The sequence below is a fragment of the Streptomyces sp. NPDC005784 genome, from assembly GCF_042871525.1.
Lineage (GTDB): Bacteria > Actinomycetota > Actinomycetes > Streptomycetales > Streptomycetaceae > Streptomyces.
In genome coordinates this window covers 209639-222359 of the sequence record NZ_JBIAIQ010000009.1, presented here as the reverse complement: position 1 = coordinate 222359, position 12721 = coordinate 209639, and the positions used below count along the sequence as shown (strand labels likewise).

Below are 12721 nucleotides of genomic sequence, written 5' to 3'. Positions count from 1 at the left end.
CAGGACGCTCACGACACCGCTCCCGTCAACTCGACTTCCGTGCGGGGCTGTTCACTTACCCCGTCGGCCCCCGTCCGGCGCCCGCGGCGCCATGGCCCTCGCACCCCGGACCGCCCCCGATGCCGTACGACGAAGAAGGCGCCCACCGCCGCAAGGACACCTCCGGCTCCGGCCACCGCCCCCCACGGCACGAACCTGACCGACGCGGTCGCCGTCGTGTGTACGCCGCCCGCCGCCGTCACCGTCAGCCGCACGTCGGCCGCGTCGAGCGCCGGGGGGCCGGTCCACGGCTCGTGGAGCGTGACGCGGCGGCCCGGCAGGAGTTCGACGGGCAGGGGGCGCGGGGCGCGGTCGAGCAGGGTGCCGAAGACCCCGTCGGCGCGCACGGCGAGCCGCGGAGCGAGGACCGTGGTGCCGCGGTTGACCAGCTCGTACGAGATCCGTCCGCCGCCCACCCGGACGTGCTCGACCGTCAGTGCCGACAACGTCGGTCCTGCCACGCGGAGTTGGACCTGGACCGCCGAGGTGCGGCCGCCGCCGCTCGCCACGATCGCGCCGGGATGGTCGCCGGGCGCGACGCCGGCCGGGATCCCGATGGTGAACGGCACATCGGCGCGGGTGTGCGCCGGAACCCGTACGGACAGGTCCCGCACCGCGGTCCGGCGGCCGTCCACTTGTCCGGCGAAGGCGATCCACGCGCCCGTGTCCGTCGGCCGTTCGCGCACGGTGAAGGCGCCGCCGGCGGTGTTGTCCGCGTCGGCGCCGCGCAGTTTGACCGTGAGGGGCCGCGCGCCCGGGTTGAGCACGGACACGGAGTCCTGGAGGACCGTGCCGGGCGCGCCCTCCGCATAGACGGAGGGCCGTCCGTCGGCCGCGCCGCCCGCGGCCGGCACGACGGACCAGCCCTCGGCGGCCAGGGCCGTCGGTGCCGCGCTCAGCAGCACCAGGGTCAGGCCCAGCACGCGGGCAGCGGGAAGTGCGTACGGCATGCGGCGGCTCCAGGTCGTGGTGCGGGAAGGTCAGCGGCGGACCGCCTGATGCCTGCGCGTCAGCCACAGCACGCCGGCCGCGCCGGCGAGCAGGACGGTGCCACCGAGGGTGCCGAGCGCGATCACGGAGTCCTCGGGACCGGTCTGCGGGAGCGAACCGCCGGAGTCGGTGCCGCTCTGGGCCCCACTCGAACCCGAGGAGCCCGACGTCGACGAGCCCGAACCGCCGGCGGCCGTGACGTCGAGGGTCAGCGAGGGCTTGGGGCTGTTCGAGGGCGTGCACGTGGTCGTGGTGCCGAGGGCCTTGATGGTGAGGACACCCGCGGTGAAGGTGACCTTGCCGGACTTCTTCGGCGTGTACGTGCCGCTCAAGTCATTTATCTTGATGGGGGTGTTGGCGGGGATGGCGGCCGCGTTGGCCGGTCCGCTGACCGCCACGGTGCCGCTGTCCGCGCCGCCCACCTTGATGACGGCGCTCGGTGTCATCGCACCCTTGCCGAGTTCGACCGGGCTGGAGGAGACACCCTTCTGCCAGGACATGGTGAGCTTGTAGGCGCTGCCGCTCTTGACGCCCTTGATGTCGATGGGCGAGACGGCGCTCTTGTCGCCGATCGGCGTCTTGCACTGGTAGTTGACGTCCACCACGTCGGCCTGGGCTGCGGGGGCGGCCATCAGCACCGCCGAGCCGGCCAGGGCCGCGGCGAACGCGAGCGCGGCGGTTCGTTTCTGGTACGTCCGGTACGACACGGGCCTGCCCCTCATTCCTGACGGCGTCCTTGGCATTTTCCTGACGGAACATCAGATCGGCCGTCAAGGTACGCCCGGGGACTTGTGGAGGGAAGACAAAGTGCGCGCCGGATCCGTGGGGATCCGGCGCGCACCGGGTGGCGTACGAAGAAGGGTTCGAACCGCGGGTAACCAAAGGCGGGCCCCAGGAGGGCGGTTGGCGGGGGTGCCCGGGAGGACGCCCCGGGCCATCCCACGCCAACCAACCGGGCGAAGCCACCGGGCAGTTCACGACGCCACCCCTGAAGGACGGACCCGTTGGACGATTCGGAACGGCGGCCCGCGAGGCCACTTCGGGACGGCCGTCCGGGAGGGGGCCGGGGTGAGCGGTCCGGAACGACGAATCGGGCGGCTGGGGTGCGTGGACTGTTCGGGCAGGCCCGTCGGCCGGGGCGAGTGGACTGCGCGGACGGGCCGCCCGACCAGCAGACAGGCCGTTGGCGGGGGCCGGCAGGCTCGGCACGGGAACCGGTTGGCCGCAGGCAAGCGGGCCGAGCACGCAGACCGGACGGCCGAGCAAGTGAGCCGGGCGTGCGAACCGGCGGGCCGGCGCCGACGGGCCAAGCAGACAAGCCGCCCGACCGGGGCAAGGTGGCTCAGCAGACAGGCCGTTGGCGGGGACGGACAAGCCGCGCGGGCACGCCGTCGGCGGGGACGGATGGGCTGAGCGGGCAGGTTGGGCGGGCTACGCCGGGGCTCCGAGCTCCGCCCACACGGTCTTGCCCGCGACTCCGGGCGTCCGCACGACCCCCCAGTCCAGGCAGAGCCGCTGCACGATGAACATGCCGTGGCCACCGGGGCGCCCGGCACGGTGCGGGGTGCGCGGGGCGGGCTGGCCTGCCCCGCGGTCGGAGACCTCGATGCGCAGCACCTTGTTGTCGCAGGAGATCCGGAGTTCGTCCGGGCCCTCGGCGTGCAGACAGGCGTTGGTGACCAGCTCGGAGACGACCAGCAGGACGTCCTCGGCGGCTGCCCGCCGGTCGGCGCTCTCGGCGGGCAGCCAGCCCCAGGCGTACAACGCCTGCCGGGCGAAGTCGCGGGCGAGCGGCACGACGCCGCTCTCGCCGTCGAGGCTCAGTCTGCGGGCTTGACGGCCGACGGGCGCGGGTGCCGCGCCGGCCGAGGAGGCTCCGTCGACGGGCGTCCCGCCGTCCACGGGCGCCACGCCGCGCGCGGACACCGCGGAAGCGCCGCCGTCGCCCGGCTCCGGGCCGCGGTCGCCCGGCGAGCAAGGCCGGGTGGTGCTCATCAGCGCTTCACCTCACCGATTCACCGGTTCACGATTCAAGACTCTCAAGACTCAGTACGCAGTACTCAGTACGGATGGATCAACGGCTTTCGCCGCACCGGCTGCGAACATGTGCGCTGCCGACGTATCCAGGATGTCTCCTGCCCGACGGAACCATCCGAACACCCATTTTTTCGGCACGGAACCTGTGGCGCGAGTAACGCGTCGATCACGCAGGGGCATCTGGGACATTGACGGCACCATGATCGAAGGCCTGCCGGATCAATCGGACAGGGCCGCTTCGAGCGTGTCGTGGACGGTGAAGACGGCCTCCGCCCCGGTGATCTCGAAGACCCGGGCCACCACCGGCTGCATCGCGGCCAGGTGGACGCCACCACCCGCCGCCTCGGCCTTCAGCCGGGCACCGAGCAGCACATTGAGCCCGGTGGAGTCACAGAACTCCAGACGGGAGCAGTCGATGACGAGCCGCGCACACCCCTTACCGAGGCACTCCTCGAGTGGTTCACGCAACAAATCGGCCGTGTGGTGATCGAGCTCACCCGCGGGGGTCACGACGGCACTTGTGCCCTCTTCCCGCACCTCGACAAGTAGCCGGCCAGACTGTGCGCTGCCGACCGTCCCGCGGTCCATGCCGTCTCTCTCCCGAGCGTCGCGACTGCTGATGTACGCACTCGAACACTACGCCTTCTCTACGTGACCCGTCACCCGAACAACCCCCCGAAAATGGACATTTCGTCACAGAGGGCACTTGCGGCGAGTTCGGAAAACCGGATAGGGCTAGTAGTGACAGCTATCCGACCCGGCCGGCTTTGGAGGCGCCGCACACCGCAGTGCACGTACAGGCATCGGCGGCCATATGCCGAGAACGATGGAGGACACCATGTCACCCCGGCTCGACGCATCGCAGACCCGGACGGCGACGTCGACACCTTCTCCGGAACCCCTGGAGCACGTCGACGAAACCGGAACCGACGGAACCGACGGACTCACCGGACTCGACGGGCTTCCGGAGATCCCCCCGTACGACGAGGTGGGGCCGGTGGACGCACGGGCTCTGTCCAAGACACTCTTCGCGCGGCTGGAGTCCCTCGAAGAGGGCACGCACGACTACGCGTACGTCCGCAACACACTCGTCGAACTCAACCTCGCGCTGGTGAAGTTCGCGGCCTCCCGCTTCCGCTCCCGCAGCGAGCCGATGGAGGACATCATCCAGGTCGGCACCATCGGCCTGATCAAGGCGATCGACCGGTTCGAGCTGAGCCGCGGGGTCGAGTTTCCCACCTTCGCGATGCCGACGATCATCGGCGAGATCAAGCGCTTCTTCCGAGACACGTCCTGGTCGGTGCGGGTACCCCGCAGGCTCCAGGAACTCCGGCTCGACCTGGCCAAGGCCGGCGACGAGCTGGCCCAGCGCCTCGACCGCGCCCCGACCGTGGGTGAGCTGGCGGAACGCCTCGGCATCAGCAACGACGAGGTCGTCGAGGGCATGGCCGCGTCGAACGCCTACACCGCCAGTTCGCTGGACGCCCAGCCCGAGGAGGACAACTCCGAGGGCGCGCTCGCGGACCGCATCGGCTACGAGGACAACGGACTCGAGGGCATCGAGTACGTGGAGTCCCTCAAGCCGCTGATCGCTGAACTCCCGCAGCGCGACCGGCAGATCCTCTCGCTGCGCTTCGTGGCGAACATGACCCAGTCCGAGATCGGCGACGAACTCGGCATCTCCCAGATGCATGTCTCCCGGCTGCTGTCGCGCACCCTCGTGCGACTCCGGAAGGGCTTGACCGTCGAGGAGTGACACGGCTTCGCGGCCCGCGGGGCCGCGCATCGGAGCGGCCCGGCGCCCGCGGCGCCGGGCCGCTCCGTCCTTGGCCGCCCGCCCCGGCCTTCGGAGAACCCTTGCGCCGCTCAGAGGAGTTCAGCGTCGCTCCGCGAGGAATCGGCTCTTCGACTCTTTCCCCAAGAGGCCAACCCCGCCACTATGGGCATCCCAAACTGGCTGGTACGTCAGGACGGGACGAGCACGCACCACGTGGGGAAGGCGGACGAACATGGCGCAGGGCGACCCGGCCGACAGAGACACCGCGGCCGAGGGCGACGGACTGCCCGCGGGAGCGTCCGACGCACGGCTGACCGAGCTGCTGCGCGGCGGCACCTCGACCGCGTACGCCGCCCTCCAGGAGCTCCGCGGACGCCACCGCGCCTCGGTCCTCGCCTACGCCCGGCTCTGCACCACCGGTGAGTCCGGGGCCGGACAGCTCGCGGCACAGACCTTCACCCTCGCGGCCCGCGAGACGGCGCGCGGCATCGATCCGAACGTCCCGTGGCGGCACCAACTCCTGCTGCTGGCCGGGCGGGTGGCCGCCTCGTGGGCCAGGGACCAGCGGGCCGCCGGACTCGACCCCGGTCTGCTCCTCGTCCTCAGCACGGCGGGCCCCGACGGTCCCGTCCCCTCGCTGCTCCCCGCCTTCCAGTCCCTCCCGTCCCGTGCCCAGGGCCTCATCTGGTACGCGGTCGTGGAGCGCGAGCCCGCGGAACGGGCGGCGGTCCTCCTCGGACTCACCCCCGAGGACATCACGTACGGCACGGACCAGGCGCTCCAGTCCCTGGGCCAGGCCTGTCTGAAGTACCGGCTGGCCGCCTCCGACGATCCGCGCTGCGGAGACTTCCGCCGGCTGATCGAGGAGTCGGTGCGGCCCGACAACCCCCGCTCCAGCACCGACCTGCACTCCCACATGGCGCGCTGCGCGTACTGCTCGACCGCGTACGACGAACTGACCGCCCTGCGCGACCATCCGCGCTCCGCCCTGGCCGAGGGCCTGCTGCCGTGGGCGGGTACGGCGTACGTCACGAACAACGTGCCCGGGGTGGGGCCCGTACCGCCCGAACCCCCCGCCCGCTCAAGGGTGTCGGCGCTGCCCTGGCCGCCGTCCCGCCGGTTCGTCCTGACCTCGGCGACGGCGCTCGGCGTTGCCCTGGCGCCGGTCCTGTTCCTACTGCTCTCCTCGGGCGGCACGCCCTCGACGGACGCGGCGGGCTCGGTCTCCACGCCCTCGGGCCCGCCTCCGGTGACCGTCACGGCCACGGTCCCGGTCACCCCGTCGGCCCCCGCTGCCTCGCCCTCGCCCTCGGCGACCTCCGCGTCACCCTCCCCGACCCGCAGTTCGGCGCCGCCGAGGTCACCGAGCCCGAAGCCGACCCCGACCGTCACGTTCCGCCCGCCGGGCAGCGCCTACGCCCAGGTGGTGAACGTCGCCTCGGGCCTGTGCCTGGACATCCGCGACGGCGATCTGACGAAGGGCACGGATGTCGTGACGGCGCCCTGCACCTCCTCCTCCAGCCAACGCTGGCGCGTCGACACGGACAGCGGTTCCCTGCGGTCCGCCGCCGACGACGGTTTCTGCCTGGACAGCCGCGGCTCCGTCGACAACGGCGTGGGCATCTGGGAGTGCTCCTCGCTCGACGGCGACCACGGCGACAACCTGCGGTTCACCGTCGACGGGGACGGCGTCATCCGCCCGGCCGTGGCCATCGAGACGGCGGTCACGCCGGACGGCGACGACGGTCTGTCGCTGGTGCCGCTGAACGGCGGCACCGGCCAGCGCTGGCGCGCCGGCACCCCCTGACGGCTCTCGTTCGGATCCCGCGTCCGGCCCCGTCCTTCGGATCCCGTCCCGAGCCCGACCAGATCCCGTCCCGAGCCCGACCAGATCCCGACCGGAGCCCGACCAGATCCCGACCGGAGCCCGTCCCGAGCCCGACCAGATCCCGACCAGATCCCGACCTGAGCCCGACCAGATCCCGTCCCGAGCCCGACCAGATCCCGACCAGATCCCGACCTGAGCCCGACCAGATCCCGTCCGGAGCCCGCTGGCCCGCCCCCCTCGGAACCGGCCGAGCCCGCGTCTCGGACGCCGGCGAACCCGCGTCTCGGATTCTCTGGACCCGCACCCTCGCCCGTTCGGCCCGCCGACCGTCAGGGCGCGGGCCAGGGACGACCGGATCCTCAGACCTCGCGGACGCCGCGCCGCCAGACGCCGGTGACCAGCGGGACGCCCGGACGGTAGGCGAAGTGAACGTGGCTGGGGGCGTCCAGCAGGGCCAGGTCCGCGTAGGCGCCCGGCACGAGTCGCCCGACGTCGGCCCGGCGCAGGGCCTTCGCGCCGCCCGCGGTCGCCGACCACACGGCCTCGTCCGGGGTCATCCGCATGTCCCGCACCGCGAGCGCGATGCAGAAGGGCACGGACGACGTGAAGGACGAGCCGGGGTTGCAGTCGGTGGACAGCGCGACCGTGACGCCCGCGTCGATCAGCCGCCGGGCGTTCGGCCACTCGGCCCGGGTGGAGAACTCGGCGCCGGGGAGCAGGGTCGCCACGGTGTCGCCGCTGGCGAGGGCGTCGACGTCCGCGTCCGTCAGGTGCGTGCAGTGGTCGGCGCTCGCCGCGTCCAGCTCGACGGCGAGCTGGACCCCGGGACCGTACGAGAGCTGGTTGGCGTGCACCCGCGGGTGCAGGCCCTTCGCCTTGCCGGCCGTGAGGATCGCCCGCGCCTGGTCGCCGTCGAAGGCGCCCTTCTCGCAGAAGACGTCCACCCAACGGGCGTACGGGGCACAGGCGTCGAGCATCTCGCCGGTCACCAGGGCGACATAGCCGGCCGGGTCGTCGGCGTAGTCCGGGGAGACGATGTGCGCGCCGAGGTAGGTGACCTCGTCGGTGTGCGACGCGGCGATGCGCAGCGCGCGGGCCTCGTCCTCGACGGTCAGCCCGTAGCCCGACTTGGTCTCGAAGGTCGTGGTGCCCTGGCGGAGGGCTTCGCGCAGGTAGCGCGTGAGGTTGCGCTCCAGTTCCTCGTCGGAGGCGGCGCGGGTGGCGGCGACGGTGGTGCGGATGCCGCCCGCGCTGTACGCGCGGCCGGACATCCGGGCGTTGAACTCCTGGGTGCGGTCACCGGCGAAGACGAGGTGCGAGTGGGAGTCGACGAAGCCCGGAATGACCGCGCGGCCACCGGCGTCGACCCGGTTGTCAGTGGCGGGTGCTTTGCTTGATTCACCGGTCCACGCGACACGGTCGCCGTCGATGACGACGGCCGCGTCCTGGATCAGACCGAGGGGAGAACCGTCGCCGAGGGAGGGATCGTTGGTGACCAGACTGGCGATGTTGGTGATGACGGTCGTGCTGCTCATGGCGTCCTCAGGGGTGGCGGGACTGCTGGTGGGCGGCGTCGGGCGCGCGAGGTCGGGGCCGTGTCCGGGTGTCAGGAGCGCAGGGCCTGGACGGCGTCCGCGAGAGCTGCCGGCACATCCTGTACGAGGGTGTGCGCGCCGTCGCGTACGACGTGCCGGCCCGCCACGACCGTGTGCCGGACATCGGCGGCCGTGGCCGCGAATACGGCCGTCTCGGCGCCGAGGCGTGGCACCGGCCCCGCTGTTCTGACCGAGTCGAGGGCGATCGTCGTGAAGTCGGCGAGCGCGCCCGTCTCGATGCTGCCCGCGTCGTCCCAGCCGAGGGCCGCGTGGCCGTCGGCGGAGGCGGCGCGCAGCAGGGCGGCGGCCGTCCAGTGACCGCGGGTGCGGGTGCGCAGCCGCTCGTTCAGCTCCATCGCGCGGGCCTCTTCGAGAAGGTCGATGACGGCGTGGCTGTCGGAGCCGAGCGAGAGGGGTGAGCCCGCGCGCTGGAGGGCGACGGCGGGGCCGATGCCGTCGGCGAGGTCGCGTTCGGTGGTCGGGCACATGCAGGTGCCGGTGCCGGAGCCGCCGAGCAGGGCGATGTCGTCGTCCGTGAGGTGCGTGTTGTGGACGCCGGTGGTGCGCGGGCCGAGGACACCGTGGTCGGCGAGCAGTCGGGTGGGCGTGCAGCCGTGGGCGGCGTGGCAGGCCTCGTTCTCCGCCGTCTGCTCGGACAGGTGCACATGGAGCGGGGCGCGCCGCTCCTCGGCCCAGCGCGCGATGGTGGCGAGCTGTCCGGCGGGCACGGCCCGTACGGAGTGGATCGCCGCGCCGATCCGTGCGTGATCCTGGTCCTTGAGAAGTGAAGAGCGTTCCGCCCAGGCGTCGGCGGTGCCGTCGGAGAAGCGCCGCTGGTGCGGGTTGGGCGGCTGTCCGAAGCCGGAGGAGAGGTAGGCCGTGTCGAGCAGGGTGATGCGGATGCCGGCCTCTGCGGCGGCGGCGACGAGTGCCTCGCCCATGGCGTTGGGGTCGGCGTAGGGGGTGCCATCGTGGGCGTGGTGCACGTAGTGGAACTCGCCGACGGCGGTGACTCCGGCGAGCGCCATCTCCGCGTACACCGCGCGGGCCAGCGCGTGGTAGGTCTCCGGGGTCAGCCGGTCCGCGAAGGAGTACATGATCTCGCGCCAGGTCCAGAAGGTGCCGGAGCCGACCTGGACGGTGCCGCGCAGGGCGCGGTGGAAGGCGTGCGAGTGGGCGTTGGCGAGGCCGGGGAGGGTGAGCCCGCGGAGGATCTCGGCTCCCGGCGGCGGGGTGTCGACGCCGGTGCGGACGTCGGTGACACGGCCGTCGGCACCGGCCTCGGAGCCGCCGCCCGACACGGTCACGGCGACGCCCGGCTCGACGTTCGTGCCGAGCCAGGCGTGTTCCAGCCAGTACGTCTGCGTCACCTGCAGGCCAGCCCTTCGAGTACGTCGGCGAGTGCGGTCACCCCGGCCACGCAGTCGTCCTCGGCGGCGAACTCTGCCGGGGAGTGCGAGACACCCGTGGGGTTGCGTACGAACAGCATGGCGGTCGGGACGGTGCCGGAGAGGATTCCGGCGTCGTGTCCGGCACCCGTCCCCAGAACGGGGACGCTCAGGACGGCGTCCCGCTCCTTGCCCAGGATGCGGGCGAGTTCGTCCCGCAGGGCGTGCTCGAACTCGACGACGGGGGTGAACGACTCGCGGACGACGTCGAGTTCGACGCCCTGCGCGTCCGCGTACTCGCTGGCCGCCTTCTCGACGGCGGTGACGACCGTGTCGAGGGTCGCCTGGTCGGCGGCGCGTGAGTCGAGCCAGCCGCGCACCAGGGAGGGGATGGCGTTCACGCCGTTCGGCTCGACGGCGATCTTGCCGAACGTGGCGACGGCGCCCGCGAGCCGGGCCTCGCGGCGGGCGGCGAGGACGGTCTCGGCGTACGGCAGCATCGGGTCGTGGCGGTCCACGAGCCGGGTCGTGCCGGCGTGGTTGGCCTCGCCGCGGAAGTCGAAGCGCCAGCGGCCGTGCGGCCAGATGGCGCTGGCGATGCCGACCTGGTCGCCGCCGAGGTCGAGGGCGCGGCCCTGCTCGACGTGCAGTTCGACGAAGGCGCCGATCCGGCCGAGCCGCTCCGGGTCGGGGCCGATGGTGCCTGCGTCGTATCCGGCCCGCTCCATGGCCTGCGGCAGGGTGATGCCGTCGGCGTCGGTCAGCCGGTGCGCCTGTTCGACGGTGAGCCGGCCGGCGGCCAGCCGGGAGCCGACGCAGGCGAGGCCGAACCGGGCGCCCTCCTCGTCGCCGAAGTTGACGATGGCGAGGGGCTTGGTGAACTCCACGCCGCGGGCGCGGAGTTCGTCGAGCGCGGCGAAGGAGGAGACGACCCCGAGGGGACCGTCGAAGGCGCCGCCGTCGGGCACGGAGTCAAGATGGGACCCGGTGACCACGGCGTCCCCCGCGGCGGGGTCGCCGAGCCAGGCCCACTGGTTGCCGTTGCGGTCGAGCTCGTAGGTGAGCCCGCGGGACTCGGCCTGCTGCCGGAACCAGGCGCGGCACTCGGTGTCGGCCCCGGTCCAAGCGAACCGGCGGTAGCCGCCGGAGGCGGAGCTGCGGCCGATCGGCAGCAGCTCCGCCCACATGCTGTGGAACGTCACGCGGTGCCACCCTCGTCGCCTTCGCGCATCGGGATGCGCACACCGCGCTCGTCCGCGACGGACTCGGCGATGTCGTAACCGGCGTCGACGTGGCGGATGACGCCCATGCCGGGGTCGTTCGTCAGCACGCGGCGGATCTTCTCGCCGGCGAGCTTGGTGCCGTCGGCCACGGAGACCTGGCCCGCGTGGATGGAGCGGCCCATACCGACGCCGCCGCCGTGGTGGATGGAGACCCAGGAGGCACCGGAGGCGACGTTCACCATGGCGTTCAGCAGCGGCCAGTCGGCGATCGCGTCGGAGCCGTCGAGCATGGCCTCGGTCTCGCGGTACGGGGAGGCGACGGAGCCGCAGTCGAGGTGGTCGCGGCCGATGGCGAGGGGGGCGGCGAGTTCGCCGGACGCCACCATGTCGTTGAAGCGCTCGCCTGCCTTGTCGCGCTCGCCGTAGCCGAGCCAGCAGATCCGGGCGGGCAGGCCCTGGAAGTGGACGCGCTCACCGGCCAGCTTGATCCAGCGGTGCAGGGACTCGTTCTCGGGGAAGAGGTCGAGGATCGCCTTGTCGGTCTTGTGGATGTCGGAGGCCTCTCCGGAGAGGGCCGCCCAGCGGAAGGGGCCCTTGCCCTCGGAGAAGAGGGGGCGAATGTAGGCGGGGACGAAGCCGGGGAAGGCGAAGGCACGGTCGTACCCGGCGAGCTGGGCCTCGCCGCGGATCGAGTTGCCGTAGTCGAAGACCTCGGCGCCGGCGTCCATGAAGCCGACCATGGCCTCGACGTGCTTGGCCATGGACTCGCGGGCGCGGGTGGTGAAGCCCGCCGGGTCCTTGGCGGCCGCGTCGGCCATGTCGTCGAAGTCGATGCCGACGGGGAGGTAGGCGAGCGGGTCGTGGGCCGAGGTCTGGTCGGTCACGATGTCGATGGGGGCGCCCTCGGCGAGCATCCGCGGCAGCAGTTCGGCAGCGTTGCCGAGGAGGCCGATGGAGAGCGGCTTGCGCTGGTCGCGGGCCTCGACGGCGAGCTGGAGGGCGTGCTCCAGGGAGTCGGCCCTCACGTCCAGGTAGCGGTGCTCGATGCGGCGCTCGATGGCGCGCGGGTCGACGTCGATACAGATCGCGACGCCGTCGTTCATCGTCACGGCGAGCGGCTGGGCGCCGCCCATGCCGCCGAGACCGGCGGTCAGGGTGATGGTGCCGGCGAGGGTGCCGTTGACCCCTCCCTTACCAATTGAATGCAGCTTCGCGGCGACGGCGGAGAAGGTCTCGTAGGTGCCCTGGAGGATGCCCTGGGTGCCGATGTAGATCCAGGAACCGGCGGTCATCTGGCCGTACATGGTGAGGCCGAGGGCCTCCAGGCGCCGGAACTCCTCCCAGTTCGCCCAGTCGCCGACCAGGTTGGAGTTGGCGATGAGGACGCGCGGGGCCCACTCGTGGGTCTGCATGACGCCGACGGGGCGGCCGGACTGGACGAGCATCGTCTCGTCCTGCTTGAGCGTCCTGAGCGTGCGGACCATGGCGTCGAAGGAACGCCAGTCACGGGCGGCCTTGCCGGTGCCGCCGTAGACGACGAGCTTGTCGGGGTGCTCGGCGACCTCGGGGTCGAGGTTGTTCTGCAGCATCCGAAGGGCGGCTTCCTGCTGCCATCCCAGGGCGCTCAGTTCCGTACCGCGTGGCGCTCGGACAGGGCGGGGTCCTGACATGGTCTGCCTCCTAGCGAACTGTTGCTGTAGATATTCACATCCTGGCTCTTTGAATAGAGCTAGTCAATAGCTGCACGGCCCCGCACGCGCTCCTCACGGATGTTTGGCTGGGATGTATGGGCGCAGACATGGACAGGGCAGGAGATCCGGCGGGCGACGGGGCGAGTGGGGCTG

The 12721-nt window shown here is 72.1% G+C and carries 10 protein-coding genes; 2 read left to right on the top strand and 8 right to left on the bottom strand.

The features are described from left to right. Positions 1 to 8: 8 nt before the first annotated feature. From ACFYR3_RS17930 to ACFYR3_RS17915, 4 genes are all read right to left on the bottom strand, one after another. Positions 9 to 989: a hypothetical protein gene (locus ACFYR3_RS17930; RefSeq protein ID WP_389283765.1), complete on the bottom strand. Its 981-nt coding sequence runs from the start codon at positions 987 to 989 to the stop codon at positions 9 to 11. Between the two features lie 30 nt (positions 990 to 1019). Next, positions 1020 to 1751 carry an LPXTG cell wall anchor domain-containing protein gene (locus ACFYR3_RS17925; protein WP_355846099.1) on the bottom strand — a complete coding sequence of 244 codons (732 nt, stop codon included), beginning with the start codon at positions 1749 to 1751 and terminating at the stop codon, positions 1020 to 1022. A gap of 709 nt (positions 1752 to 2460) precedes the next feature. Beyond that, positions 2461 to 3024, bottom strand: a complete 564-nt coding sequence (locus ACFYR3_RS17920) for an ATP-binding protein (RefSeq protein WP_389283763.1) — start codon at positions 3022 to 3024, stop codon at positions 2461 to 2463. 261 nt (positions 3025 to 3285) lie between these two features. Then, entirely contained in the window at positions 3286 to 3654 is a 369-nt protein-coding gene (locus ACFYR3_RS17915) for an STAS domain-containing protein (protein ID WP_355846093.1), read from the bottom strand. Between the two features lie 238 nt (positions 3655 to 3892). Between ACFYR3_RS17915 and ACFYR3_RS17910 the strand changes: the two genes are divergently transcribed. Next, positions 3893 to 4822, top strand: a complete 930-nt coding sequence (locus ACFYR3_RS17910; RefSeq protein WP_389283761.1) for an RNA polymerase sigma factor SigF — start codon at positions 3893 to 3895, stop codon at positions 4820 to 4822. 253 nt (positions 4823 to 5075) lie between these two features. After that, complete coding sequence (locus tag ACFYR3_RS17905) at positions 5076 to 6650, top strand: ricin-type beta-trefoil lectin domain protein (RefSeq protein ID WP_389283759.1); 1575 nt, start codon at positions 5076 to 5078, stop codon at positions 6648 to 6650. Positions 6651 to 7030: 380 nt separating this feature from the next. Here ACFYR3_RS17905 and hutI read toward each other — a convergent pair whose 3' ends face one another. From hutI to hutU, 4 genes are all read right to left on the bottom strand, one after another. Next, positions 7031 to 8206 carry an imidazolonepropionase gene (gene hutI, locus ACFYR3_RS17900; RefSeq protein WP_389283757.1) on the bottom strand — a complete coding sequence of 392 codons (1176 nt, stop codon included), beginning with the start codon at positions 8204 to 8206 and terminating at the stop codon, positions 7031 to 7033. Positions 8207 to 8277: 71 nt separating this feature from the next. After that, positions 8278 to 9636, bottom strand: coding sequence for a formimidoylglutamate deiminase (locus ACFYR3_RS17895; RefSeq protein WP_355846081.1), 1359 nt, complete (start codon positions 9634 to 9636; stop codon positions 8278 to 8280). Beyond that, on the bottom strand, positions 9633 to 10856 hold the full coding sequence (locus tag ACFYR3_RS17890; RefSeq protein WP_355846078.1) for an allantoate amidohydrolase: 1224 nt from the start codon (positions 10854 to 10856) through the stop codon (positions 9633 to 9635). Before ACFYR3_RS17890 ends, ACFYR3_RS17895 begins: the two co-directional genes overlap by 4 nt. Continuing rightward, complete coding sequence (gene hutU, locus ACFYR3_RS17885; RefSeq protein ID WP_355846075.1) at positions 10853 to 12547, bottom strand: urocanate hydratase; 1695 nt, start codon at positions 12545 to 12547, stop codon at positions 10853 to 10855. The genes ACFYR3_RS17890 and hutU overlap by 4 nt, the downstream gene beginning before the upstream one ends. Between the last annotated feature and the right edge of the window lie 174 nt (positions 12548 to 12721).